Source organism: Aeromonas sp. (assembly GCF_050252055.1).
Lineage (GTDB): Bacteria > Pseudomonadota > Gammaproteobacteria > Enterobacterales > Aeromonadaceae > Aeromonas > Aeromonas caviae.
On record NZ_JBFWLQ010000005.1, the window covers coordinates 360,955 to 385,876 of the forward strand.

A 24,922-nucleotide genomic window follows, 5' to 3' on the forward strand; every position below is an offset into this window, starting at 1 on the left:
GCAGGCCTCCCGGCAGACGTCAGCCATGGCGGCGCCCCTTGAGCTCGACCAGCTGCCCCCCTTCAAGGCGCAGCACCCGATCCGCCAGGTCGCCATAGCCCGGGTTGTGGCTCACCAGCAAGAGACCGGCGCCGGTATCGCGCACCGCGCTCATCATCAGGGCCATCACCTGCTCGGCGTTGTGTTCATCAAGGCTCCCGGTGGGTTCGTCGGCGAGCAGCCAACGGGGCTGATGAATGAGGGCGCGGGCCAGCGCCACCCGCTGGCGCTGGCCGCCGGAGAGCTGTTCCGGCCAGGCGTGGCGTTTGTGGCTCATGCCAAGGCGCGCGAGCAGGGCATCGAGGCGCCCATCGTCCTGGGGCAGGTTGTTTATCTGAAGGGGCAGGGCGAGGTTCTCGGCCACGGTCAGGGTCGGCAGCAGGTTGAAATCCTGATAGACGATGCCGAAATGGCGGCCACGCAGGCGGGCCCGCTCGTCTGTCGGCAGGGTGTCGAGGCGGGTCTCTTCCAGCCAGATCTCCCCCTCGTCCGGGGCGATGAGACCGGCGATGAGGTTGAGCAGGGTGGACTTGCCACAGCCGCTTTGCCCCAGCAGCAGGCAGGTTTCCCCCGGGGTGAGGGCGAGATCCAGCCCCTCAAACAGGGGGAGCGTCTCGCCGCCGTTGGCGAAGCGTTTACTGAGGTTGCGCAGGCTAAGCATGGGATAACCGTTTGATGGTCAATGGCTTTCACAATGTCCGTCACTATGCCAGTTAGTGATCGCGCCTGCAAAAGGGATGGGGATCCTCGCTGGATCCCGCTCGCCTGAGGTGGTTAGAATAGGGCCTTCCATGGGTCACAGGATGAGCAAGGATGTTACACAAGCAAGTCAGTTTTATCGTCGACAGCAAGGGCGTCAAGCAGGCTGCCGTGGTCCCCATCGATATCTACAACGAGCTGATGACCCTGCAAAAGGCCCTCTCCGACAACAAGCCGGGGGAGCGAGAGCTCTACCACTTCAACGGCAAGGGGGCAGAGGCCCATGGTTATCCGGTGGGCAAGCGGCAAAACCCCGGTTTCATGGTCCAGGCGGGCTCCACCGCCAACGGCGAGGATGCGGCTTCCCTGCGCGAGGCGGTGATCGAGCTGCGCCAGGAGCTGCTGGGCAAGGGGGTGCTCGTTCCCCACCCCGAAGGGGGCTTCATCTTTACCGCCGATCAGCTCTTCAACAGCCCGAGCTTGGCCGCGAGCCTGGTGGCGGGCAACAACCGAAGCGGGCTGGATGCCTGGCAAAACAGCGCAGGCTACACCCTCAAGCAATCGGGTTTTGGCAAGAAGACCTCCTGATGACGGGGCCCGGCAACGGGCCTCGCTCATGTTTGCCTGAGAGCCCGCGGCGGGCCGCTCATCAGGATGACAAGGAGGGCGGCTTCCCTTTGCGCTGCTAGCCTCAATGCCAGACGCCTGCCAGGAGATGCCGCCATGTCTGGACTCCTTCGCCTCGTGCCCGGGGCGGCCCTGCTCAGTGCCCCCGCAGTTGCGGGCAACGGCCCCCTCGATCTGACCCACAGCGTGGTCGGGTTCTTCGCCCTCGCCATCTTCGCCCTGGCTTATGCCCTGGTGATGGCCGAGGAGTACCTGAAGCTGCGAAAATCCAAGCCGGTGCTGGTGGCCGCCGGCATCATCTGGATAGCCATCGGCCTGGTCTATGCGGGGCAGGGGCAAAGCGAGCTGGTTCAGGCCGGGTTTCGGCACAACCTGCTGGAGTATGCCGAGCTGATGCTCTTCTTGCTGGTGGCCATGACCTATGTGAACGCCATGGAAGACAGGCTGCTGTTCGCCGTGCTGCGGGTACGCCTGGTGCAGGCGGGCTTCAGCCTGCGTACGCTCTTCTGGTTCACCGGTTTTCTCGCCTTTTTCATCTCCCCCGTGGTGGACAACCTCACCACGGCGCTGCTGATGTGCTCAGTGGTGCTCAACGTGGCCAACGGGGAGCGCCGCTTCATCAACCTGGCCTGCATCAACATCGTCGTGGCAGCCAATGCGGGCGGCGCCTTCAGCCCCTTTGGCGACATCACCACCCTGATGGTGTGGCAGGCGGGCAAGGTGCCGTTTCAGCAGTTCTTGCTGCTCTTCATCCCCGCCCTGCTCAACTTCCTGGTGCCGGCCACCCTGATGAGCCTGATGGTGCCCCGTCTGGTGCCCGCCATGCCGGGCGAGATGGTGGTGCCAAGGCGCGGCGCCGTTGTCATCGTGCTGCTCTTTGTGCTCACCATAGTGACCGCCGTCGCCTGCCATCATTTCCTGGGGTTGCCCCCCGTGCTCGGCATGATGATGGGGCTGGGCTACCTGCAATTCTTCAGTTTCTATCTGCGAAAGACCCAGCCCGTCACCCTGGCCCGGGCACGGGCGCTGTATGAGCGCACCGGGGACGAGGCCAGGCTGCTGCGTCTGGGCTCGGTGGTGCCGTTCGATGTGTTCAACAAGATTGCCAAGGCGGAGTGGGACACCCTGCTCTTCTTCTACGGGGTGGTGATGTGCGTCGGCGGCCTCGGGTTTATGGGGTATCTGGCGCTTGCCTCCCATTTCCTCTATGAGGGTGGCGATCCGACCCTGGCCAACGTCACCATCGGCCTGCTCTCCGCCCTGATCGACAACATTCCGGTGATGTTCGCCGTGCTCTCCATGGAGCCGCAGATGAGCACGGGGCAGTGGCTGCTGGTGACATTGACCACCGGGGTGGGGGGCAGTCTGCTTTCGGTCGGCTCCGCCGCCGGGGTGGCCCTGATGGGGCAGGCCAGGGGCATGTATACCTTCGTCGGGCACCTCAAGTGGTTGCCTGCCATTTTGCTTGGCTATATGGTCGGCATAGGGGCGCACCTGTGGCTCAACAGCGCCCTGTTTTAGGCAACCCGGTTCCAGGCACCAGGGAGAGGCAGGATGGGACAACTGTTCGAGGCGCTTTCGCCGCGCCATGTCACCTTTATCGAGGGGCAGAAGATCTTCTTCGTCGGCACGGCAGCCGCGAAGGGATCGGTCAATCTCTCCCCCAAGGGCGGGGATTCGCTGCGCGTCCTCGATGCCCACACCCTGGCCTGGCTCAACCTGACCGGCAGCGGCAACGAGTCCGCAGCCCAGGTGCTGCAACAGCCGCGCATGACGGTGATGTTCTGCGCCTTCGAGGGGGCGCCGCTTATTCTGCGAGCCTATGGCCAGGCACGGGTGCTGCACCGCACTGATCCGCAGTGGCCGTCGTTGCTGGCGCTGTTCCCCCCAAGCGTCGCGGCTCGCCAGATCTTCCTGCTGGACATTGAACGGGTCCAGACGTCGTGCGGCATGTCGGTGCCTCTTTATGAGTACCAGGGGGACAGGGAGGATCTTGCCAACTGGTCGGCCCGCCAGGGGCAGGAGGGGATAGAGGCCTACTGGCGCAAGAAGAACCAGCTAAGCCTGGATGGGCTGGAGAGCGAGATCCTGGCGCGCAGCGGGTTGCAGGCCGATGACTGAGGCCTGCGCCCCGATGCAAAAGGCCCTGTCCATGGACAGGGCTTTTTCATTGCAGGGCATCAGGGGACGCGCTTGCCGCTCAGCAGCCAGTAACTGAGGGCCGACCCCAGGCCGCAACCAGCGATGGCGATGGCCATGGGGAGCGGCGATTCGGGGGGATTGAGGTTGACCAGCACCCCCACCAGGGCCCCAAGGCCAAAGCGCAGGGTGCCCGCCAGCGCCGAGGCGGTGCCTGCGGACTGGGGGAAGTGGCCCATCAGGCCGGTCATGGCGTTGGCCCCCACCAGGCTGATGTGGCCGACGAAGAGCACCACCGGGATGACGATGCCCCACAGGCCCCCGGTCTGGCTCCAGGCGTTGTAGATGAGCAGGGCCCCGGCGAGCGGCAGCACGGTCAGGCCGTATCGCAGCATGCGCTCGGCACCCACCCCTTTCACCAGCCGGCTGTTGGCGAAGGTGACCACCATCATCAGCAGAATATTGAGGCCAAAAAGCCAGCCGTAGTGCTCGGTCGGCACCTTGAAATACTCGATGTAGACATAGGGGGATGCGCTCAGGAAGGCGAACATGCCGGAGCTCGACAGGGCGCCGCACAGCACATAGCCCATGGCACCACGGTGGGAGAGCACACCCCAGTAGTTGAGAAGCACCTGCCCGAGTCGCAGGGGCTGTTTGTGCTCGGGTTTGAGGGTTTCCTCAATCTTCCACTGCATCACCAGGCAGATGAGCAGGCTGATGGCCACCAGCAGCCAGAAGATGACCCGCCAGTCGCTGTGAGCGCTGATATACCCCCCCACCACGGGGGCCACCAGGGGGGCGAGGGTCATCACCAGGATGACGAAGGACATGGCGCGGGAAAACGCATCCTTCTCGAACAGGTCTCTCAGCAGGGCGTTGACCACCACCGAGCCAGCCGCCCCGCCAGCTGCCTGCAACATGCGCCAGGCGAGGAGCTCAGGCAGGGAGTCCGCCATGGCGCAGCCTACGGAGGCCACGGCAAACATCGTCAGGCCCGCCAGGATCACCGGCTTTCTGCCGAAGCTGTCGGCGAGCGGCCCGTAAAAGAGCTGGCCGATGGCAAAGCCCCCCAGGAAGGCGCTGATGGTGAGTTGGGCACCGTCGATGCTGGTAGCCAGATCCCGGGCGATGGCGGGAATGGCGGGCAGATACATGTCCACCGCGAGGGGAGTCAGGCCCGCCAGGGCGCCGAGCAGGATGAAGAGGAAACGGGGGGAGAGGGAGCTGGCTTGGGGCATAGGGTATCCGAGTCGTGGGCTGGGCCGGGTTAAGAGGCAGGTGTTGAGTCTATCAGTTTTGGCGGGCGCGATCAGGTGCATCCTGCCCGATGCCCTTTTGTTTGGTGTGGCGCCAGAGCAGCCAGAGCCAGGCAAGCCATCCGAGCAGGGAGAGGGCATTGCCGGTGCGCTCCGGCCAGCGTGCCGCCAGGGTCAGGGTGAGGCTGTGGTGGCCCGCCGGAACCCAGAGTTGCATCAACCCCTGGCGATTGGCGCTCACCGTCAGCGCCAGGTGCCCGTCGAGGCGGGCCTCCCAGCCGGGGTAATGGTATTGGTGCAGGACCAGCCGGGTCGGCACCCGGGCCTTGACCTCCAGCGCCAGGGCGCGGGGTTGCCAGCGGGTCAGGCTCCAGCTCGCGCCTGGCGGTTCGGCGCTGACAGGCGGCTGGAACTCCTCCTTCCAGGCGAGCAGGGTCGGGGCGAACATGCCCCCCGGCACCTGCCTTGGCCTGTATTCCCGGGCACTGCGCTTGCTGTCGAACTCGAATGCCATGGCCTCCCGTTCGGGGGCCTGGGTGAGGGGGGCATGACGCACATAGGCCAGGGTGGAGAGGAGGGTCAGCAGAAATACTCCCCACCAGAGCCCCTGCCAGAGACGATGGGGCTGGGTGCCGAGCGCCACCACGGCGACCGTGGCAAGGGCGAGCACCAGGTTGAGCCGCCAGGGAAACTGCACCCGCTGCAAGGGGGGAAGCAGGCTCCAGAGAGGCTGGCTCGGGGGCAGCATCATCAGGAAGGCGACGACGCCGATCGCCCCCCAGCACAGCAGCTCGGGGTGGCGCGGCTCCCGGGCGGCGGCCCAGGCGATGAGCAGCAGGGCCAGGGTCAGCATGCTCTGCCACGCCAGGTGACCGCGAAAACGCCAGTCCTCCCAGGCGCTGGGCAGGCGGTCGAGAAAGTTGAGCCTGTAGTCGAACATGCCGCCGCGCATCAGCTCCATGGAAATGGCCCCCTGATCCACCAGGGCGGGCAGCAGCAGGGCGGCTGCCATGCAAAGCCCCACCCCCTGGGCGCCGAGGGCTTGCCAGCAGGGCGTCAGAGTGCGGGTGCGTCTGGCGAACCAGAAGGCGCGCAAGGTGACCAGCCCCATCATGAGCAAGAGGCTGGGGAGGTGGGAGAAGGCCAGCAGCGCCAGCCCCAGGATCAGCAGGGGCAACCCCTGAGGTCGTCCGCGGTGGGCGAGATCCTGCCCCAGCAGGATAAGGGGAGCCCAGGCGAAGGCCCAGAACTCCGCCAGGGCGAAGCGGGCATAGAGATCCATGGCGACATGATAGGGCAGCGCCAGATAGAGCAGGCTGGCGGCCAGGGCCCGGCCAGGGGGCGTGGTGGCACGCAGCCACAGATAGGCAAACACCCCGGAGAGCAGCAGGGCCAGGGTGGCGCTGCCAAGCAAAGGGTAGATGGCTTGCTGGGGGTGGGCACCGGGCCCGGCAAAGAGGGCGCTGACGTAGTAGGGGAGCGGGGGATAGAAGAAGAAGGTGGGGCTGCCGAAGCCGCCGTTCATGGCCATCAGCCAGCGGGGATAGAGTTCCCCCTGCCAGAGCTGGCGGGCAAAGTAGTGGCCGGAGAGCAGGTGATGAAACAGATCGTGTCCCTGGCTGCCCCCCTGCCACCAGAGCGGCAGCATCAGCAGGGCGCAGGCCAGCAACAGGGCCAGCGCGACCCGGATCCCCTCCCTGGTTCCGCTCGTGTTTCTTTCCATTGCACTGGTTCCTGACAGACCCGGCTGTGAGTGTAGACGAGTCGTGCGATGCCCTCGCAAGTGCCCGGTTCAGCGGGGCAGGGCGAGCCAGAGGCCGGGTTCGGCGTGAAAGCGGGGGGAAAACCAGAGGGTGTCATAAGGGCCTGGTAGCGCCTCTGCCCCCAGGGGGCGGCGGCTGAGGCGGCAGGCCCCCTGGGTGAGCGCAAGGGCGGCATCCCCCCGGTACCAGCCGTCGGTGACGGGCAGGGTTGTGGTTTCCCTAAGCAGCCTCACTCCCCACTGGGTCACCAGCGCCGGGCAGTTTTTTTCGGCGACCCTGGCCGCCTGCACCATGGCGGATGGACGGGCTGGGGTGAGGGTCACCGCGAGCAGCAGCAATCCGGCCAACGCGACCAGCCCAACTCCTCGGCGTGGCAGCCAGCCTGCCAGCAGCACGATACCGAGCAGGGTGATGGGCGCGAGATGGCGGGGATTGTCCGGATTCTGGCCAAACAGGGTCCAGAGCAGCAGGGCGAGCCAGTAGAGCGTCCAGAGCAGGGAGGGGGCTGGATTGTGATCCTTTGACCGTAGCCAGAGTGGCAGTACCAGCAAGGCCCCCATCAAGAGGGGCCAGAGCGGGGTGAGCTGCTCGTTGAAGGTATTCGCCCAGCTCAGCAGTCGATCCCCGTGGGCCGCCGCCGTGTTGCCCCACAGGGTAAAGTGGCCGTCGGTAAAGCGCCGCCCCTCGCCAAAATAGGCCCAGCCATCGGCCTGCCAGACAAACAGCAGGCAGGCTAGCCCCACCAGCGCGATGGGGAGCACAAACCTGACGCGCGTGCCCTGCTGCGCCATCCCCAGCCAAAGGGGCAGCAGGGCCAGCACGAAGTAGGAGGGGCGCAGCGCCAGCATGAGGCCCAACAGCAGACCCGCCAGCGCTATCTTGCGCTGTTGCAAAGCCAGGAGCGCGCCCAGCCAGGCGGCCAGCGCAGGCCCGTCGGACAGGCCGGAGAGCGCCAGGGTCGGGGTGAGCGGCAGGGCCAATACCAGCAGCCAGACAGGCGCCAGCAGGCTGGGCCGCTGCCACAATTTGACCGCGAGGGAGGCGGCGAGCGGCGCCAGCAAACTGCTCCCCAAGAGGCTGGCCCACTGCACCGCGCGGGCCGGATCGTCCACCGCCAGATTGATCAGCCGTGCCAGCCAGATAAAGGCGGGGTAGCCTGGAAAGTGGGGAGAGAACTCCAGCACGCTGAAGCGCACCACCCCGTGGGCAAAGTTGAGGGCATCGTCGGAATCGAGCGCCACGGGGAAGGTCAGTAGCCAGCCAAGCCAGGCCAGTTGCAGCAGGATCAGCAAGTAGGGTCGATTAGCGAAGCGTAATCGGCCGTGATGACGCCCCCCTTCTCCCCGTGCGGGAGAAGGGTTGGGGATGAGGGCGGCCGCCGTCATCGATGAGAGGTCATCAAAGCGGTGCCAGCACGGCCATCAGCGCTTTTTCGGCATCGCTAAAGGCAGCGGCATCGGCAGGTTTGGCACCCACCCCGAACACTCCCGGGTTGCCGATGGCATCGAGCACCTTGGCCAGCGCCTGTTCGGCGGCCTTGCGATCTCCTTCATTCAGGGAGGGGAGGATCAAATCCAAGAAGCGCTTGCTCTTGACCACCAGCACCTTGGCGGTCTGGTAGTCGCCAAGGTTCTGGCTGGCCCCCTCGAGGCGGCGCTCGATCTCCGCCTTGTAGGCCCGGTTGAGCAGGGCGGCGGTGGCTGCGGCGTCTTTGGCCTTGATGGCGGCTGCCAGCGGTGCTTGCAGCTCGACCTTGTGGTGCTGTTCCAGATAGGTCAGCTCCTCGGCAATCTCGCTCAAGGTGGCGCTGGCATCCTTGCCGTCAGTGGCTGCGCCCAGCAGTGCCTCGCGGGCATCGATCAGCGGCTCCTTGCCGGCGGCGGCGTAGGAGTAAGCCTGCGCCTGCCCGCTCAGGGTCAGCAGCAGGGTGAGGGCGAGTAAACCCGGGCGGATGGTCATCCTGTTCTCCTTACTTATGCCAAGAGGTTATGCCCATGGCGCGGCACTCAGGCCACGCTCTGGGTCTCGATCACGGTATTTTCGTTGCGATGATTGAAGGTGTTGCGGCGTCTGTCTGCCTGTTGAACACCAGTCATCGTGCTCACGCCACGCTCTGGGTTTCAATGACGGTATTTTCGTTGCGATGATTGAAGATGGCGTGACGTCTGTCCACCCCGTCGATCACCATGTCTGCGGCCATCATCCCCATCTCCATGGCGGTGTCGGTGAAGATGTAGCGGAATGTCCCCTGACGGCCGGTCATGATGAGGTTGCTTATCGGCATCAGCGCCTTGATGGCGTCGTTGCGGCGGGCCTGATAACCCAGATCCATCAGCGGATAGGCGTATTCACTGCGCGCTTCGAATGTCTCATCGCCGAGCTTCTGGGTATCGACGCCGAGGCTCGCCAGATCGGCGGTGACCCGGCCGCGCAGATCAGAGAGCGGTGCCTGCCAGGTGGCATCGCCCGGGTTGCAGGGGATCTCCAGCATCACCGAGGTTTGGCCCTGTGGCGCCATAAAGGGGCTGCGCCGGCGCGGCTCCTGCAAACGGGTCGCCAGAATATGGGGGTCGGAGAGGTACTGCCAGGTGTTGTCCGACAGGTTCTCCTGTTTGAGAGGCATATTGACGAAGCGAAGCGACCGGTAGTGCAGATCGCACGGCAAGCCCAGATGCTGGCAGGTAAGCGGCAGCGGCAGGGTGGAGATCACCTGATCAAAGCGCTCGCTCTGTTCAACGTTATCTTGTGACCAATACACCCGTTCGATGCGGCCATCAGCCTGCTCGAGGCGGGTGATGGTGGCGCCGGTTTTGAGCAGGGCCCCTTCGGCCACCAACCGCTCCCCCAGGGTGGTGAAAATCTGGCCGAAGCCATATTTGGGATAGCGGTATTTGCGGGCATAGGTGCGCACCGACATGCTGCCGTTGCGCCTTGGCAGCAGGCGGCGCGCCACGTCTTTGAGATCGATCAGGCTGATGCGCTGGCCAGCCCAGTCGGCGGAGAGCTGGTCCGGGTTGATGCCCCACAACTTGCCGGTGTAGCCCTCGAAGAACTGGCGGTAGAGGGTACGGCCGAAGTGGCTCTGGATCCACTCGGCAAAACTCGCCTTGGCAAAATCGGTGGGTTTCTTGGCAAAGGGCAACAGCAGCAGATCCTTCACCGCCCCGGCCATCAGGGCCAGCGGCGCCGTCTTGAGCAGGTTGGGCAGGTTCAAGGGGTAGTCATAGGTACGCCCGCCAAAGCGGATGACGCTCTTTCGCTCGGCGTGGAGCAGGTCGTCCCCCATCAGCTCGTCGATAAAGGCGAGCAGATCGGGGTTCTTGGTGATGAAGCGGTGGCCGCCGTAGTCGAAGCGATACTCGCCGTCGCGCCCCTTGAAGGTCTGGGTGGCGCACATGCCGCCGACGACCGGCTCCTGCTCGAACAGGGTGACCGCAAAACCGGCCTGGCGCAGGCGCCAGGCGGCCATCAGACCGGCAGGGCCGGCGCCCAGCACCGCAATGTGCTTCTTGTTGTTGTCGTTCATGAGTGTTCCGAAACGGCGTGATAGCTGGGGGAGCCCGCCTGTGCGCGGCTCCCGAACAGAGTGTGATCCCCGGGCTCAGCCCCTGGTCGGGGCGGCGCTCCCCTGGGGGCGATAGCTGCGATGCCAGAGGGTGACAAAGATCATGAGGTAGCAGGCCCAGGTCAGCAACTGCAGGCCGGCCGGTGAGGCGTTGTAGCCAAACAGGGCGCGCAGGAAGGTGCCGAATACCCCCTGATCGTCGAGGATGTGGCTGATGTTGAAGACCGGCGTGGTCCAGAAGGTGATGACGTCCGCTGCCTGCAACATGTTGACGGCGGACGAGAGCAAGCCTGCGGCGATGATGATGATGAGCAGGCCGGTCCAGCGGAAGAAGGGGGCCAGCGCCACCTTGCGGGTGGAGCGCAGCAGCCCCCACACCAGCACCACAGAGACCAGCAGCCCCGCCAGCGCCCCCATCAGCCCCTGGTGCAGATCCACCCCTTGCCCGGAGTAGACCAGGGCCGAGAAGAAGAGCACGGTTTCAAACCCTTCGCGCATCACCGCCAGGAAGGCGAGCAGTACCAGACCAAACAGGTTGCCACCGTCGATGGCGGCATCGATGCGCGCCGTCATGGCCCCCACCTGGGATTTGGCCTGTTTTTGCATCCAGATAGCCATATAGGTGAGCACCAGGGTGGCGAACATCAGGATCCCCGCCATCAGCAAATGGTTGTAGCGCTCGCTCTCGAACTGGCTCACCACCACCTGGAACAGGAAGGCGACGACAAGGGAGGCGATAAGACCGAGGCCCACCCCCAGATAGATGAACTTGTTGTAGCGGCTCGCCCCCAGCTTGGCGAGGTAGGAGAGGCAGATGCCGACCAGCAGGAAGGCTTCCAGCCCCTCGCGCAGGGTAATGAGAAAACTTGCGAACATCAGGATTGAGGCTCCGTATCGGGCGTGAGGGGGAGGGGCTGCAGGGTCAGTTGCAGCCGATTGAGTTGCACTATGGGTGGCTCCGGCAAGCTCGGCTCGGCGGCGCGCACCGCATCATTGACCCACTTGGGGTAGGTGCGGAAATTGAGTTTGATATCGGCCTTGAAGGGGCCCTGGGCATCCGCCGGCAGCGGCCAGGCTTCATCGCGCCAGCCATCGGCTGGGATGCGGGTGTCTTCAATGAGCTTGGCGTAGCGCCAGAACTTGAGCCCCACCGGCTTGCCCTCGGCATCGCCAAACACTTTTCTAAATAGCCGCGCATCCTCAGGGACGGCGCCGTTCACCGGCTGGCCGCTTTGGAGCACCAGCTTGCCGCTGGCGTCGGTGACGGTCAGCTCCAGCCAGAGTTCACGGAAATCGGCGACCCCGGTGGGCAGGGCGTGGCCGGCGCCGGTATTGGCGACTCTCACCACCAGCGCGGGCTGGCCACTCTGGTTTTCAATGCGGGCCGAGAGGGTGGCGCTGGAGCGCAAGAGCGCCAGGCTCTCCTGCTCGAGGGTTGCACTTCTCAGCCCCACCAGCTGGTGCTGGGCGCCGGTAAAGTTGTGGCGATAGAGCCGTTCTTTCACTGTGCCGTTTTCGGTGGACTGGCCCGCCACCGGCGCGCCGCCGTTGCCAGGTGTAGGGTTCATATGGCAGTCGATGCAGGTGCGCCGTTTGGCGGGATCTTCGGCTTTGGCGAAGCTGGATTTTTCCCACTCATCCCAGGTGTTGACGATATTGGCGCCAGAGCCCGGGGCAAACTCGTTGTGGCACGACTTGCACAGGGCCGCGTCCCGGTAGAAATCCTTCTGGTAGGAGGCCTTGTGCATGGCGGGGCGGGCGTTGATCTGCCGCTCGGCCAGCCAGTGCTGGAGGCTGCCACCGGCGGCATCCTCGAACACATAGCTCTCGCGGTCTTTCAGATTCACCGTAAAGGCGCTGTTGCCGCCAGCATCCTCGAGCCGGGTGATGCGATGGCAGAGCACGCAGCCGGTGCCTTCTTCCACCACGGGCTCGCCTTTCTGGTGTGCTGCGATCAGCGAGGCACCGCCCCGCTCAAACATGTGGGAGCCCTTGGGCAGATCCTGCTGGCCGTTCATTACCTGCTGGGGCATGTGGCAGCCCTGGCACCACTGGCCGAAGGCTTCGCCCTCGGTTTCGCGGGCCAGCGCCTGCACCACCTTGTAGTAGGGGTGGGAGTTGCCCATCAGCCGGTGGTTGCTCTCGCTCCAGTCCTGGAACGCCTGTTGGTGGCAGTTCTGGCAGGAGGCGGAGTTGAGCCACTCCTTCGGGTGAGTGGTCGGCGCCTTGGCAGGATCCCTGCGCGGGGCATCGAGCCTGAGCCAGTTGGCAAGATAGGGGAGGTTGCCATCACTGGTCACGAAGGCGTGCAACTCTTCCATCATCGCTTTCACCTCGGGCTGGGGCCTCGCGGGGTCGACCGGCTCGGCGCCATCACGGGTGTCATGGCCCATGCCGCCCTGGGTCTGCTGGGTCATGCGCAGGTATTCGCCGATAAAGTCCCCCGCCACCATGTTGGCGAGGTTGGCGTGGCCGTTGATGGCATTGTCACCGCTCTGCTGGCGGTGGGCCGCCATCAGATAGCGGTTGGTGAAGTTGAACCCGTCCAGATGGCAGGAGTTGCAGCTCATCCAGTTGTCCCCCGCCATGGGGAAGCGACTGTTGGCGGCAGTGTTGCCGAGGTTGAACAACCGCTCGCCGCGCTTGAGCGCTTCGGGGCGGGGATCCGTCTCTACCAGTTTGGCGAAGTGAGGCACATCGACGGTGACCCGAGCAAACGGGCCGCTGCCGCCGCTATTGAGACGGGTGAGATCCTGCCCCATGACGTTGTGCACCAGGATGTGGTCGCCATCGATCAGCAGATCGCGCGGATTCTGGCCCGGCAGGTGACGCAAGAGCTGGGTCGCCTTGGCGCCCCCCTGGAACTTCTTGCGGCGGTGGCGGTTGCTGTTCTGCTTGCCGCTGCGCGACAGGTCGAACACTAGTAGATCTTCCGAGCCCGCCAGGGTCAGGTAGACCCGCTTGCCGTCGGCGGCGAAGCGCGCCGCAAAGGGGTTGGAGACGATCTGGCTGCGGTTGCCGACGCTGGGCAGGTTGATCTGCAAGAAGAGCTGTTTTCTTTCATCGACCCGCTCCTTCTCTTCATCGAGATCGATGATGGAGACCGCCGGGAAGACGGTGCTCTGAAACTGGAAGGGGTGGTCGAAGCTCCAGAGCACATGGGGCAGCCAGGCTTCGCTGCCATCGGGGGCGAGGGCGATGCCGTCCAGCAGGCGCGGCAATCCCTGGGAGTCGCTCGGGGTATCGCTGTGGGTTTCCGCCAGGGTGATGAGCTTGGGCTTGGGCAGAGTAGCCCCCTTAGCGTCCTTCTCAAGCTTGGCAAGATCATAGATGGCGAGCTGGCCTGTCATGGCGTGGGTGAGCAGCAGGCGATCGTCGTTGGTCAATGCCAGCCCGCGGGGAGTCTCGGCGGTTTTTGCATCCAGCTGGAGGTTGCCCGCCCTGTCATAAGCCTGAAGGCGCCCTCCCTCGAACAGCGTGACCCAGAACCACTGCCGCTTGGGATCGAAGATGACGCCATAGGGCCTATGGCCGGTGGGGATCGCCTTTTCCAGCTCGAGTTCATCATCCAAGAGCAGCAGGCGATCGCCGCTGTAATCGGTGACCAGCAGGGTGCCGTCATCGGCGCGGGCCAGCTGGCGCAGGTCGCCCCCCAGCTGCACCTCGTTGAGGCGCTTGCCAGTGCCCCGCTCGAGCAGGGTGACGGAGCCGGCACTCTGGTTGGCAGTGACGAGGCGCGGGGCGCTCCCCTCGTCATAGGCAATCATGGCGGCGCCCATCTCCCGGGCCGAGGCGGTCCCCAGCAGCAGGGCGGCCAACATCAGGGATAACAACAGCTTCAACATAAGATCAGGTGCGCCATTTCAAGATGGTCCAGCGCCAGGCGTGGCGCAGCACCAGGGGCGTCAACGCGAGGGCGCTCAGCCAGTGGGCCCAGCTGGCAAGGTTGCCGAGGCTGTCCCCCGGGGTGCCGTGCAGCACCAGCACCAGCCCGCTGGCCAGACAGACCAGCAGCAAGGCTTCGATGATGCGCCCCGTGGTGCGCAAAAAAGGCTTGCGGCTCTTGCGCAGCAGGCTGCGATGGGAGAGCCAGAAGGCGCCAAACAGCAGGGGAAACAGTGTGAGCGAGAGGGCGACGTGCAAAAACAGGTTCCAGCGCGCCAGGGACCAGGTCGGCGTCAGGGGTTCCCACAGCAGCAGACCGGAGAAAAACATCAGATAAAGGGCACCCTCGGCCGCCTGATGGTGATAGGCCAGCCATTGCCAGCATTGTCGTGGTGAGAGGGAAAGACTCGTCATGGGTGCTCCAGCTCCCGGGCGGTTCAGCCCGGGGCGAGCAAGTTTACAATGCAGTAAGGGTAATGAAAAGAGTTATCAATTCGGCTCTTGATGAATAGACCCTGAATGGCATCGGGCCCTATTTGTGCTCCGCCAGCCGCTCGGTCACCGCATAGATAAGTGCCGCGGTGGAGAAGGCGAGGAAGACGATGACCGACCACTTCATCTCGATCTCGTTGCCGGTGCCGTCGTCGAGGAAGGCTTTGAGCACCTCGATGCCGGCGATGGTCACCAGAGAGTTGATGACGATGAGCTTGAGGGACGCGAAGTTGATCTTGCTGAGCCAGTTGTCGCCGAGGGCCGCTCGCTGCTCCGGGGTCTTGATGAACTGCACGTAGCCGCAGATGGCCACCAGGATAAGCATCTGGGCCACCAGCACGAAGTCCACCAGGGTGAGTACCCCCGTGATGAGATCCAGATAGTGGATGTCGATGATGTCGCGGCACAGCACATAGAGCTGCATGGCGAACTTCACCATCAGGAGGGCGACACAGATAAGGATGCAGACATAGAAGGGGAACATCATCAACCGGCTGCCGTTGAGCATGACGTTGAAGCGGCGCATGGGAAACTCCATCGAAAAGGAAGGCAGCCAGAATATCCGGAAAGAAAGGAGCGGGAAAGCGCCTTGGCGCCTCCCGCCCGGCCTAGAGGGGGAAGGTGGGAAGACCCTGGAACAACTGTTGCAACCCCTCGCCCCAGGCCTTTCGCAGCGCCACGAAATGGGGATTCTGTTCGGTGATGCGGTGCTGGTTCGTCGCCGAGAAGCTGCCCTCGTGATAGACCAGGGCATCCAGAGGCAAGCCCACCGACAGATTGCTGCGCAGGGTCGAGTCGATGGAGATGAGGGCGCACTGCAGGGCGGTCTGAAGCGGCGTCTCATGGTGAATGATGCGATCGATGATGGGTTTGCCGTACTTGCTCTCACCAATCTGGAAGTAGGGGGTGTCGGCGCTCGCCTCGATGAAGTTGCCCTCCGGATAGATGTGGAACAGGCGGTGGCGCTCCCCCCGGATCTGCCCCCCCAGCAGGATGTTGCAGCCGAAGTTGATATGGCCCTGCTGCTGACCCCCATCCCGGCTGATGACGGTGCGTATGGTCTGGCCGATGAGGGCGGCAGCCTCGTAGAGGCTGGGGAGGGCAAGCAGTTCCTGCCCCTCCGTCAGCAGGCTGATGACGCTCTGGGTGGTGGCCAGATTGCCGGCGCTTTGCAGCACTATCACCCTGTCCTCCCGGGTGAAGAGGTGCAATTTGCGGAAGGTGGCGATGTGATCCACCCCCGCATTGGTGCGCGAATCGGACGCAAACACCATGCCGTCTTGCAGGCACATGGCGACGCAATAGGTCATGACCGCACTCCCGCCAGGACTCTCCCGGTCTTCATTGCTGCTGTCCATCCAGGCGGGTCACCTGTGCCTGGCTCTGCAACTGTTCGCACCCGCCGCCATAGCGCACGCCGCGCACCGGACAGGCATCCAGATAATCCATGCCGACCGCGAGCTTGAGGTGCTCACTGGTGGAGCTGGTGAGGTTGGTGACGTCGAACGTGTGCCAGCGCTCCTCGATCCACACCTCGGCCCAGGCGTGCATCGCCACGTGGCTGTTGTCCTGGCTGTAGAGGTAACCGCTCACGTACCGGGCCGGCAGGCCAGCGTGGCGGCAGCAGGTCAGGAAGACATGGGTGTGGTCCTGACAGACGCCGCTGCCCGAAGCGAGGGCCTCGTCGGCGCTGAAGGTGGCATCCGTGCTGCCGGGCTGATAGGGCATCAGCACCAGGATGCGTGCCATCAGGCTCTGCAAGTCGGCCAGGGTCGGCGCCTCTGGCAGGCAGGTCTTCGCGAGATCCTGCAGGGCCGGGGTCGGGCGGGTGAGGGGGGTGGGCCTCAGGTAGCTCAAGGGAGAGATGAGGGAGGACTCCTCATCTTCCGGGGCGTCGTCGCAGATCTCCACCTCCCCGTGGGCGCGGATCAGGATCCCCTCGTGGGGGGACTCCAGGCTCAGCACGTGCAGTATGTTGCCGTAACCGTCCGTGGTGCAGGTGGCCTCCCCCGGCAGCTCCAGCTCCCAGGAGAGGATCTGCTGGCGGGCCGTGCTGTGGGGGGTCAGGCGCAGGTACTGGGTACTGCGGCGCACCACGTCGGCATAGTGGTAGCGGGTCTGGTGATCGATGATGAGTCTCATAATACCTCCAGGTAGGCGGCGTGGATGCTCTGGCCGATGGCGCCGATGTCGCTGAGGAAATCACTCAGGTACTCCTGCATGCCGAGGGCAAAGACATCGTCGATGGCGCCATAGGTCAGATGGGCGTTGAGTATGGTGGTCAGGCGCCGGGGCGTCTGACCGGCGTTGCCCTCGATCTGGGCCAGGATCAGCTCCATCTCGTCGAGACAGGCCCGCAGGGAGCGCGGCACTTCATTGCGCAGAATCAGCAGCTCGGCGATGGAGGCATGGGAGAGCGTCTTGTAGAGGGTCTGGTGGGCCTCGTAAGCGCCCACTGACCGCAACAGGGCGTTCCAGCGGTAGAACTCGCGCACGCTGTCCTCGTCCTCCCGGATCACCTGATACTTCACGGTCAGGATGCGCGCCGTGTTGTCGGCCCGCTCGATGAAGGTGCCAAGGCGCAGGAACCAGAGCACGTCACCGCGCATGATGGTGCCATAGGTGGCGCCGCGAAACTGGTGGGAGCGTTCCTTGATCCAGTCGAAGAACTCCTGGGCCTGGCCGCTGGAGAGCCCCGCCTGGCGGCGCCGGCGGATCTCTATCCAGGCGGCGTTGATGCTCTCCCACACCTCACCGGGGATCTTGCCCCGCACGGCGTGGGCGTTGTCCCTGGCCATGCGCAGACAACTGAAGATGCTGCTCGGGTTCTCCTCGTCGAAGCAGAAAAATTGCAGCAGGTTCTCCATGTTCACCTGGCCGTAGCGGGCCAGGAAGGGCTCGTGAGTGCCGCTGATGGTGAGGGGCGCCACCAGCTCGCTGTGATCGGCGTCGATGGAGGGCATCAGCGACATGGTCTGGGTGACGTCCAGCATGCGCGCCGTGTTCTCCGCCCGCTCCAGGTGGCGGGACATCCAGTAAAGTTCGCTTGCGGTGCGGCTCAGCATGGGCTGCCCTCCATGACCCAGGTGTCCTTGGTGCCACCGCCCTGGGAGGAGTTGACCACCAGGGAGCCTTCGGTGAGGGCGACCCGGGTCAGGCCGCCCGGTACCAGGCGCAGCTCCTGCCCCGTGAGAACGAAGGGGCGCAGGTCGATGTGGCGGGGGGCGATGCCGGCGTCGACGAAGGTCGGGCAGGTGGAGAGGGAGAGGGTCGGCTGGGCGATGTAGTTATCCGGCCGCGCCTTGAGCAGTTCGCGAAAACGGGCCAGCTCCTCGCGACTGGCGCAGGGGCCGATGAGCATGCCGTAGCCGCCGGCGCCATGGACCTCCTTGACCACCAGCTCCTCCAGATTGGCCAGCACGTGGGAGAGGGCAGCCGGCTCGCGGCACTGCCAGGTGGGCACGTTGTTGAGAATGGGATCTTCCTCCAGATAGAAGCGGATCATCTCCGGCACATAGGGGTAGATGGACTTGTCATCCGCCACCCCGGTGCCGATGGCATTAGCCAGCACCACGCCGCCGGCGCGGTAGACCGAGAGCAGCCCGGGCACGCCGATGAGGGAGTCCGGGTTGAAGGCGAGGGGATCGAGGAAGTCGTCGTCGATGCGGCGATAGATGACATCCACCCGTTTCAGCCCCGTGGTGGTGCGCATCAGCACCTGACCATCCTTGACCACCAGATCCGCGCTCTCCACCAGCTCCACCCCCATCTGCTGGGCGAGGAAGCTGTGCTCGAAGTAGGCGCTGTTGAAGCGCCCCGGGGTCATCACCACCACGCAGGGGTTGTCCACCGGGCTGCTCTCGCGCAGGGTCTGCAGCAACAGGGCCGGGTAGCGCTCCACCGGGGCGATGGGCTGGTTGTGAAACAGCTCCGGGAAGAGGCGCATCATCATCTTGCGGTTCTCCAGCATGTAGGAGACCCCGGAAGGGGTGCGCAGGTTGTCCTCCAGCACATAGTACTCACCGTCGTGGTTGCGGATGATGTCGACCCCTGTGATGTGGACATAGGTGTCCCGGTGCAGGTCGACCCCCTGCATGCAGGGCTGGTACTGGGCATTGGTGAGGATCTGGGCGGCCGGGATCACCCCCGCCTTCAGGATGCGCTGATCGTGATAGATGTCGTGCAGAAAGGCATTGAGGGCGGTGACGCGCTGGCGGATCCCCTTGTCCAGATGTTGCCACTCCCGGGCGGGAATGATGCGGGGAATGCTGTCGAACGGGATGAGGCGCTCGGCGCCGTCCCCATCCCCGTAGACGTTGAAGGTGATGCCGACCCGGCGAAACAGCAGGTCGGCCTCTTCACGCTTGCGCTCTATGCTCTTCTCGTCGGTCTGGTGCAGCCACGAGAGGTAGGCGTGGTAATGATCGCGAAACTGGTTGTCGGTGAGCAGCATCTCGTCGTAACAACCGGGTCCGGGGGGCTTGATGGGCAGCATAGGCAACTCCTTGTGACGTCCCTGCGTACATCACAAAGTGCAAGGGCTGTGCCAGCCAATTGAGTCGCTATCGAGGCCAGTGTCAGTAATTTTTCATTGAAAAATCATATGGATGACTTTTATGTCATCAAGGGTCAAGGCAGGGCGCACCAGAGTGGTACCCCATAGAGGGTAAGCCTGCGCCATCTTGTGGCAACAGGCCATGAGGGCAAGGGACGGGCGCATCGGGATGCGGGGGCGGAAGGCGAGCGCCCTTGCCCCGAGGTGGGGCAGGGGGATAAGAAAGAACCCGACCGATGGCCGGGCTTGGGGGGATTCAGGCACCGGGAGTGGAGGGGCGGCCTGCTGGCCCCAACGTTCAACCTTCTGGCAGGGGATCATGCAGGGACGGGGCCAGGGCAAACCAGGCCGAAGCCAGGTCCGGGTTGCCCAGCGGCGTCGCGGCCATGAGGTCACGAACGTCAAACTCGTCCGGCACGCTGGCGGCGTGATGTTCCCAGACATGATCCAGCGTGGCTTCCTGCCGTGCGGGCAGGGCGGCAATCTCGGCGGGGCTGCACAGTCCGTGGTGCAGGAGCTGGGGAGCATAATCGAGCATGAGCTGCTCCCGGCAGGCCGTGCGGATGTCGTCCCTGCTCCCCAGGTGACGCAAGGCTTCCAGGTTGCCAGCAAGCCAGCCGAGGCGGGCTGCTTCACAGCCGAGGTCGTGCCATGCGGCCAGTTTGTCCGTCGCGTCGGCCAGTTGCTGATTCATCTGTCGGCGCATCCGCAGCAGCAGTTGGCCCAGGGGTGTGCCGTCATCCAGGGATTCATCAGGCCAGGCCAGAATATCCTTCGCCACCTTCATCAGGACGGGCATGCTGTCTCCCTCGGCGGTGCCGACCAGATCGCACAGTTGCAGGGTAGGAGCGATGCGATTTCGCAGGAATTTTCCCTGGGCACCACACCGCTGCATGCAATGTTGCAGGGAGGTTCGCATCAGTTCGACGGCGACGGCCTTGACCAGGCCTGCGTCGGTCTGAAAGCGGGAGGAGTGCCGTCCATCCGGCAAATGTCGCTGTTTTATCCCTTCATACAGCGCCATGGCGGCCAGCCCCGTGACATAGGCACGAGTCAGTATCCGGCGGTGCAGGGCATGGTGCGCCAGCGGTATGACCCGCCCGTTGTGGGCGTGCAGCGTTCGTTGCTGCGCGTAATGAATGGCCAGCGCGAGGCTCAGTTTCAAGCCGGGGATCAGGGAGGCGGTCAGCACCAGTTTTCCCCACTCAACACGGCGCAGGGAGCTGAAGAAAATGTCGCGTTGGCTGGCAAGACGAGAGTGAAAGATGCCCCCTGCACTGATGTCGTGCTCATGACCCCTGAGCCATGCCCAGCGGGGGAGCGTTACCTGCTCGAAGGTGATGATGGCGTGATCCACCACGTCGAAGTAGGGGAGGTCGAGCACGTCCGGGCTGGAGACGCTGACCCCCTGACACAGTGCGCCACGGGCGTCCCGGCAGGGCACCAGAAAGGGATGAATGCCACAGTCTTGCTCGCCGACCCACAATCTGGCCATTACCACGCTGCTCTTGGGTTGCCCTTCCAGGGCGATGTAGGGCATGAACTTGGCGGCATGCCGATGGGGCGTATGGAGGATAAAACCGTCAGTGGCACAGTCGTAGCGGACTTCGGTTGCCATGCTCATGGCATTGTTGCCACAACCCAGTTCGGTGACCAGATAGAGCCCGTGAGTGCGCAGGGCCAGAGCCTCCTCAATCTGGCCGATGATCTCCGGATGGTGCCGATCCCCCAGCTCCAGCAGCGTGCCGAGATAGAGATTGTAATGACTGGCCAGCAAGGGGCAGAGCCCCCCTTGCCGGGTCAGGCAGGGAGACTCCATCAGGGTGAGGAGGGGGGCCAGGTCGTCAACGATATCCTCTTGCCCGAGTGCAGCCGTGCTGGCGACAGTGTGGAAAATCCGGTAGATGGCCCGGGTCCGTTGTGCCTTCTCGAGATGATGGAGATCGGGGAACAGGGTGTCGTTGAGTGCCAGAGCATGCAGGCGACTGGCCAGTGAAGCAGGGTGTGACATGATGGCTCCTTGACTGGATAGATCCAAATGATCCCTTTCGAATCAATCATAGTCTTTGGGATCTCTGTGACACCCTGGTGATGAGTAAGGGCCGTCATCGAAGGCCATGGGGAATCAGGAACGCAAGCAGGTGGCGGTTTGGCGCGCCATCGGGCAGGGGGGCCGTGGACAGGCCAGGAAGAGCAGATATGAAAAAGCCCAGCCAAAAGGCTGGGCTTTAAAATGTGGCTCCCTCGACAGGACTTGAACCTGTGACATACGGATTAACAGTCCGCCGTTCTACCGACTGAACTACGAGGGAATTGGCTCCTCCTACTGGACTTGAACCAGTGACATACGGATTAACAGTCCGCCGTTCTACCGACTGAACTAAGGAGGAATGGCCTGTCTCGTCGAGACGGGGCGGATATTAATGGCCCATCTCCCGGGTGTCAACCCGCCTGTCGGCGTAAAAAATGGCTTTTTGGCCCGTTTGCCCAAAACTTGGGCAGCGCGGACTATTTTCAGCACAATCAGGAGCTTGAGATCGCGCCTTCGGTCGGGTTGTGCCTGCTTGGTATCCTGATTCCCGCATACTGCCAGGAGGAGGCGTGGTGTCGTTCATCCGCAGAGTACCGTGCCCGGGGAAACCTGCCGTGGCGGGAAACGGCGTTGATATTCGGGGTGTCACCGACAATATTGCGCGCTCATGGCCATTTCTTGATCCCGCCCATCGAATTATCTGGCCGGGTCGGGTATGGTTGCCTTCGATACCATCGCCGCGTCGACAGCTCTGCCGGCCCTTGATGATGATCGGGTGCCGGTTCACCCCGGCCTTTGTCTCCCTCTTCTGGTATTACCCTAGACATGCACAATCAAGCTTCCTTACAAGGCGTGAAGCTGGCCATCGCATTGCGCCAATCCTGCATTGACGAACCCTACAGCGTGGCGCGCTTTGGCCGCGACCTCATCGCCGGCATCACGGTCGGCATCATCGCCATTCCCCTTGCCATGGCGCTGGCCATCGCCAGTGGGGTGCCGCCCCAGCACGGGCTTTATACCGCCATCATCGCCGGCATCGTCATCGCCGTGACCGGGGGATCCCGCTTCTCCATTTCGGGCCCCACCGCCGCCTTCGTGGTGATCCTCTACCCGGTGGCCCAGCAATTCGGCGTGGGCGGCCTCTTGATGGGCACCCTCATCTCGGGCTGTTTCCTGGTGGCCATGGGCATGGCGCGTCTCGGGCGCCTCATCGAGTACATTCCCCCCTCGGTGACCCTGGGGTTCACCGGTGGTATCGCCATCGTCATCGCCACCCTGCAGATCAAGGATTTCTTCGGCCTGCAGGTCCTGGAGATGCCGGAAACCTATCTGGGCAAGGTACAGGCGCTGGCCCATGCCCTGCCAAGCTGGCAGTGGGGGGACACCCTCGTCGGGGTGGCGACGCTGGCGGTGCTGCTGCTCTGGCCGAGATTGCGCCTGCCGGTACCCGGCCATCTGCCCGCCGTGCTGGTGGGGGTGGGGCTCGGGTTGGGTCTGCACCAGTTCGGGGTGGACGTCGCCACCATTGGCAGCAAGTTCAGCTATACCCTGGCCGATGGAACCCAGGGTATGGGCATTCCCCCCATCGCGCCGACCCTGGTGATGCCCTGGGCGCTGCCGGGGCCGGACGGGGCGCCGGTTGAGTGGAACCTCGCCGCCATCGAGCGGCTGCTGCCCGCCGCCTTCTCCATGGCCATGCTGGGGGCCATCGAATCCCTGCTCTGCGCCGTGGTGCTCGATGGCATGACGGGTCGCAAGCACAGCTCCAACGGCGAGCTGGTGGGGCAGGGCCTTGGCAACATCCTGGCCCCCTTCTTCGGTGGCATCACGGCGACGGCCGCCATCGCGCGCTCCGCCGCCAACGTGCGGGCCGGTGCCACCTCGCCCATTTCCGGTATTGTCCATGCGTTGGTGGTACTGGCCGCCATCCTGGTACTGGCTCCCTGGCTCTCCTGGTTGCCGCTCTCTGCCATGGCCGCCCTGTTGCTGCTGGTGGCCTGGAACATGAGCGAAGCCCACAAGGTGGTGGATCTGGTGCGCCGGGCGCCCAAATCCGATGTACTGGTGCTGCTGGTCTGCCTGTCGCTGACCGTCATCTTCGACATGGTCATCGCCATCACCTTCGGGGTGATCCTGGCCTCTTTGCTGTTCATGCGCGAGATAGCCAAGATGACCAGGCTGCACAACCTGGCGGATCACAAGCGCTATGCCAGCGAGGTGTCCCCCTCGACCCTTGTCTACAAGATCAACGGACCGTTGTTCTTTGCCGCCGCCGAGCGGGTCTTTGACGAATTGCTTGCCCAGGTGAAGGACCACAAGGAGTTGATCCTGCAAATGGAGGCGGTCTCCATCCTGGATGCTGGCGGTCTCACCGCCTTCCAGCAGTTCGCAAAACGCATGGCCAAGGCGGGGGTCCGTCTCAAGGTGGCTGAATTGCAATTCCAGCCCCTCAAGACCCTGGCGCGGGCCAAGGTGCGTCCGGTGGCGGGAGAGCTGGAGTTCTACGGCTCGCTGGAAGAGGCGATTCGAGGAGAACATTTGCACGAAGCGGTTGAAAATTGATGGAAAGGGATAGGAAATGGCATATTTTTAGTCACTTGGTTCGCTTATTGAGCAAACAGTGGCAAAAGATAAAAAATTGCATTGACCGCCTCGCGCCTATCCCTTACATTACGCCCCGTTCCAGCGCAACGGCGCAGCGAATTCGTGTTGGCTGAACACGTTAAAACACAGACCAAAATTGGGTGCGGTGTCCGAGTGGCTGCCCACCGACGAAGTCGGCAAGATGCACGCGCAGCGTGCTCAGAAAGCCACTTCAAGCAGTAAAAATTTGGTGAGGTGTCCGAGTGGCTGAAGGAGCACGCCTGGAAAGTGTGTATACGGCAACGTATCGAGGGTTCGAATCCCTCCCTCACCGCCAAATAAAACAAAAAGCCCCGTCGAAAGACGGGGATTTTTGTTTTATCCGGTGACGGGCGGCTTGGTTCGGGCCCTGGTTCGACAGGCGGGCAGGATAGCCCGCATGGACGGCCAGAGGCCGCCCGCAGGGCGAGCGCCAGGGACGGCGCGAGTCAATCCCGACCCATCCTCAGATGTTAAAACCGACCTGATGGTCGGTTTTTTGCTTTGGGGAAGCGTCATCAGCTCATCTCGAAGAGGGGGGGGTGAGAATCCTCACCGGGTTCGAGCAGAGCAGCTTGCTGCGATGAACGGCCGCAGGCCGCCCCGAAGGGGTGAGCCACGCAGTGGCGAATCATCCCTCCCTCACCGCCAAATAAAACAAAAGGCTCCGTCGAAAGACGGGGCCTTTTGTTTTATCCGGTGATGGGCGGCTCGGTTCGGGCCCTGGTTAGACAGGCGGGCAGGATAGCCCGCAGGGCGAGCGCCAGGGACGGCGCGAGTCAATCCCGACCCATCCTCAGATGTTAAAACCGACCTCATGGTCGGTTTTTTGCTTTGGGGAAGTGTCATCAGCTCATCTCGAAGAGGAAGGGGGAGTGTCCCCGTCGGGTCAAGCAGAGCAGTTTGCCGGGATGAACGGCCGCAGGCCGTCCCGAAGGGGTGAGCCACGCAGCGGTGAATCATCCCGCCCATACAGCCAACTAAAACAGAAGGGCCGTCGCGAGACAGGCCCTTTTGTTTTAGTTGCCGACAATCTGATCATGCCTGTGATGGGGGTGGCTCGCAGGCGAAGCGGAGATTCCGCTGGCCTGGTTTGGGGAAGCAACTTGAAGGCAGAGATAAACTCCGCCACGCGCAATATGTTGCATTCATGCCAGTCATTTATGCTGCATGTGCAAGGTTTAATGGGTAAATGCATTGATTGCGCAACTTGTTGCGTCATGGCGCCGGTGCGCGAATCGGTTTTAT

General features: G+C 63.6%; 19 protein-coding genes, 3 tRNA genes and 1 other RNA gene. 6 read left to right on the forward strand and 17 right to left on the reverse strand.

What is annotated here, in order from left to right:
* Positions 1-19 precede the first annotated feature (19 nt).
* On the reverse strand, positions 20-700 hold the full coding sequence (locus tag AB7E19_RS11750; protein WP_010674380.1) for an ABC transporter ATP-binding protein: 681 nt from the start codon (positions 698-700) through the stop codon (positions 20-22).
* A gap of 152 nt (positions 701-852) precedes the next feature.
* Here AB7E19_RS11750 and AB7E19_RS11755 point away from each other — a divergent pair, with 152 nt between their 5' ends.
* From AB7E19_RS11755 to AB7E19_RS11765, 3 genes are all read left to right on the forward strand, one after another.
* Positions 853-1,326, forward strand: a complete 474-nt coding sequence (locus AB7E19_RS11755) for a DUF4357 domain-containing protein (protein WP_010674381.1) — start codon at positions 853-855, stop codon at positions 1,324-1,326.
* A 135-nt stretch (positions 1,327-1,461) separates the two neighbouring features.
* Positions 1,462-2,886 (forward strand): sodium:proton antiporter NhaD, encoded by a 1,425-nt coding sequence (nhaD, locus tag AB7E19_RS11760; protein WP_427935371.1) that lies wholly within the window; start codon positions 1,462-1,464, stop codon positions 2,884-2,886.
* A 33-nt stretch (positions 2,887-2,919) separates the two neighbouring features.
* Positions 2,920-3,486, forward strand: coding sequence for a pyridoxamine 5'-phosphate oxidase family protein (locus tag AB7E19_RS11765; protein ID WP_045525131.1), 567 nt, complete (start codon positions 2,920-2,922; stop codon positions 3,484-3,486).
* 59 nt (positions 3,487-3,545) lie between these two features.
* Here AB7E19_RS11765 and AB7E19_RS11770 read toward each other — a convergent pair whose 3' ends face one another.
* The 16 genes from AB7E19_RS11770 to AB7E19_RS11845 form a co-directional block, all read right to left on the reverse strand.
* Complete coding sequence (locus AB7E19_RS11770) at positions 3,546-4,742, reverse strand: Bcr/CflA family multidrug efflux MFS transporter (protein WP_427935373.1); 1,197 nt, start codon at positions 4,740-4,742, stop codon at positions 3,546-3,548.
* Between the two features lie 52 nt (positions 4,743-4,794).
* Positions 4,795-6,483, reverse strand: a complete 1,689-nt coding sequence (locus AB7E19_RS11775; RefSeq protein WP_427935375.1) for a hypothetical protein — start codon at positions 6,481-6,483, stop codon at positions 4,795-4,797.
* Between the two features lie 69 nt (positions 6,484-6,552).
* Positions 6,553-7,815 (reverse strand): hypothetical protein, encoded by a 1,263-nt coding sequence (locus AB7E19_RS11780; RefSeq protein ID WP_427935405.1) that lies wholly within the window; start codon positions 7,813-7,815, stop codon positions 6,553-6,555.
* Between the two features lie 106 nt (positions 7,816-7,921).
* Positions 7,922-8,482 carry a hypothetical protein gene (locus tag AB7E19_RS11785; protein ID WP_286700710.1) on the reverse strand — a complete coding sequence of 187 codons (561 nt, stop codon included), beginning with the start codon at positions 8,480-8,482 and terminating at the stop codon, positions 7,922-7,924.
* 142 nt (positions 8,483-8,624) lie between these two features.
* A complete protein-coding gene (locus AB7E19_RS11790) occupies positions 8,625-10,049 on the reverse strand; it encodes an FAD-dependent oxidoreductase (protein ID WP_427935378.1) in 1,425 nt (474 codons plus the stop codon).
* A gap of 75 nt (positions 10,050-10,124) precedes the next feature.
* Positions 10,125-10,964, reverse strand: a complete 840-nt coding sequence (locus AB7E19_RS11795; protein ID WP_261999452.1) for an FTR1 family iron permease — start codon at positions 10,962-10,964, stop codon at positions 10,125-10,127.
* Positions 10,964-13,933: a YncE family protein gene (locus tag AB7E19_RS11800; RefSeq protein WP_427935380.1), complete on the reverse strand. Its 2,970-nt coding sequence runs from the start codon at positions 13,931-13,933 to the stop codon at positions 10,964-10,966. The genes AB7E19_RS11795 and AB7E19_RS11800 overlap by 1 nt, the downstream gene beginning before the upstream one ends.
* 4 nt (positions 13,934-13,937) lie before the next feature.
* Positions 13,938-14,387: a hypothetical protein gene (locus tag AB7E19_RS11805; protein ID WP_103261862.1), complete on the reverse strand. Its 450-nt coding sequence runs from the start codon at positions 14,385-14,387 to the stop codon at positions 13,938-13,940.
* A 118-nt stretch (positions 14,388-14,505) separates the two neighbouring features.
* Positions 14,506-14,991 carry a YqhA family protein gene (locus AB7E19_RS11810; protein WP_010674393.1) on the reverse strand — a complete coding sequence of 162 codons (486 nt, stop codon included), beginning with the start codon at positions 14,989-14,991 and terminating at the stop codon, positions 14,506-14,508.
* Between the two features lie 82 nt (positions 14,992-15,073).
* Complete coding sequence (locus AB7E19_RS11815) at positions 15,074-15,775, reverse strand: peptidase (protein WP_010674394.1); 702 nt, start codon at positions 15,773-15,775, stop codon at positions 15,074-15,076.
* 31 nt (positions 15,776-15,806) lie between these two features.
* Positions 15,807-16,607: a transglutaminase family protein gene (locus AB7E19_RS11820; RefSeq protein ID WP_202014519.1), complete on the reverse strand. Its 801-nt coding sequence runs from the start codon at positions 16,605-16,607 to the stop codon at positions 15,807-15,809.
* A complete protein-coding gene (locus AB7E19_RS11825; protein ID WP_010674396.1) occupies positions 16,604-17,530 on the reverse strand; it encodes an alpha-E domain-containing protein in 927 nt (308 codons plus the stop codon). Before AB7E19_RS11825 ends, AB7E19_RS11820 begins: the two co-directional genes overlap by 4 nt.
* Positions 17,524-18,960, reverse strand: coding sequence for a circularly permuted type 2 ATP-grasp protein (locus AB7E19_RS11830; protein ID WP_427935384.1), 1,437 nt, complete (start codon positions 18,958-18,960; stop codon positions 17,524-17,526). The genes AB7E19_RS11825 and AB7E19_RS11830 overlap by 7 nt, the downstream gene beginning before the upstream one ends.
* Before the next feature lie 358 nt (positions 18,961-19,318).
* Positions 19,319-21,031, reverse strand: a complete 1,713-nt coding sequence (locus AB7E19_RS11835) for a hypothetical protein (protein ID WP_427935386.1) — start codon at positions 21,029-21,031, stop codon at positions 19,319-19,321.
* 225 nt (positions 21,032-21,256) lie between these two features.
* A tRNA-Asn gene (locus AB7E19_RS11840) sits at positions 21,257-21,332 on the reverse strand.
* A 2-nt stretch (positions 21,333-21,334) separates the two neighbouring features.
* Positions 21,335-21,410: transfer RNA gene (locus tag AB7E19_RS11845), tRNA-Asn, on the reverse strand.
* A 467-nt stretch (positions 21,411-21,877) separates the two neighbouring features.
* On the opposite strand from AB7E19_RS11845, the gene dauA reads away from it, so the two are divergent.
* From dauA to AB7E19_RS11860, 3 genes are all read left to right on the forward strand, one after another.
* Complete coding sequence (dauA, locus tag AB7E19_RS11850; RefSeq protein ID WP_322132002.1) at positions 21,878-23,614, forward strand: C4-dicarboxylic acid transporter DauA; 1,737 nt, start codon at positions 21,878-21,880, stop codon at positions 23,612-23,614.
* Between the two features lie 270 nt (positions 23,615-23,884).
* A tRNA-Ser gene (locus tag AB7E19_RS11855) sits at positions 23,885-23,972 on the forward strand.
* A gap of 223 nt (positions 23,973-24,195) precedes the next feature.
* Positions 24,196-24,325, forward strand: a non-coding RNA gene (locus AB7E19_RS11860) — RtT sRNA.
* The last annotated feature ends 597 nt before the right edge of the window (positions 24,326-24,922 follow it).

What these genes read in the sequence shown, in the direction of transcription:
- AB7E19_RS11750 (WP_010674380.1), bottom strand. Translation starts at nt 700, where the DNA reads ATGCTTAGCCTGCGCAACCTCAGTAAACGCTTCGCCAACGGCGGCGAG.
- AB7E19_RS11755 (WP_010674381.1), top strand. Translation starts at nt 853, where the DNA reads ATGTTACACAAGCAAGTCAGTTTTATCGTCGACAGCAAGGGCGTCAAG.
- nhaD (WP_427935371.1), top strand. Translation starts at nt 1,462, where the DNA reads ATGTCTGGACTCCTTCGCCTCGTGCCCGGGGCGGCCCTGCTCAGTGCC.
- AB7E19_RS11765 (WP_045525131.1), top strand. Translation starts at nt 2,920, where the DNA reads ATGGGACAACTGTTCGAGGCGCTTTCGCCGCGCCATGTCACCTTTATC.
- AB7E19_RS11770 (WP_427935373.1), bottom strand. Translation starts at nt 4,742, where the DNA reads ATGCCCCAAGCCAGCTCCCTCTCCCCCCGTTTCCTCTTCATCCTGCTC.
- AB7E19_RS11775 (WP_427935375.1), bottom strand. Translation starts at nt 6,483, where the DNA reads ATGGAAAGAAACACGAGCGGAACCAGGGAGGGGATCCGGGTCGCGCTG.
- AB7E19_RS11785 (WP_286700710.1), bottom strand. Translation starts at nt 8,482, where the DNA reads ATGACCATCCGCCCGGGTTTACTCGCCCTCACCCTGCTGCTGACCCTG.
- AB7E19_RS11790 (WP_427935378.1), bottom strand. Translation starts at nt 10,049, where the DNA reads ATGAACGACAACAACAAGAAGCACATTGCGGTGCTGGGCGCCGGCCCT.
- AB7E19_RS11795 (WP_261999452.1), bottom strand. Translation starts at nt 10,964, where the DNA reads ATGTTCGCAAGTTTTCTCATTACCCTGCGCGAGGGGCTGGAAGCCTTC.
- AB7E19_RS11800 (WP_427935380.1), bottom strand. Translation starts at nt 13,933, where the DNA reads ATGTTGAAGCTGTTGTTATCCCTGATGTTGGCCGCCCTGCTGCTGGGG.
- AB7E19_RS11805 (WP_103261862.1), bottom strand. Translation starts at nt 14,387, where the DNA reads ATGACGAGTCTTTCCCTCTCACCACGACAATGCTGGCAATGGCTGGCC.
- AB7E19_RS11810 (WP_010674393.1), bottom strand. Translation starts at nt 14,991, where the DNA reads ATGCGCCGCTTCAACGTCATGCTCAACGGCAGCCGGTTGATGATGTTC.
- AB7E19_RS11815 (WP_010674394.1), bottom strand. Translation starts at nt 15,775, where the DNA reads ATGACCTATTGCGTCGCCATGTGCCTGCAAGACGGCATGGTGTTTGCG.
- AB7E19_RS11820 (WP_202014519.1), bottom strand. Translation starts at nt 16,607, where the DNA reads ATGAGACTCATCATCGATCACCAGACCCGCTACCACTATGCCGACGTG.
- AB7E19_RS11825 (WP_010674396.1), bottom strand. Translation starts at nt 17,530, where the DNA reads ATGCTGAGCCGCACCGCAAGCGAACTTTACTGGATGTCCCGCCACCTG.
- AB7E19_RS11830 (WP_427935384.1), bottom strand. Translation starts at nt 18,960, where the DNA reads ATGCTGCCCATCAAGCCCCCCGGACCCGGTTGTTACGACGAGATGCTG.
- AB7E19_RS11835 (WP_427935386.1), bottom strand. Translation starts at nt 21,031, where the DNA reads ATGTCACACCCTGCTTCACTGGCCAGTCGCCTGCATGCTCTGGCACTC.
- dauA (WP_322132002.1), top strand. Translation starts at nt 21,878, where the DNA reads ATGCACAATCAAGCTTCCTTACAAGGCGTGAAGCTGGCCATCGCATTG.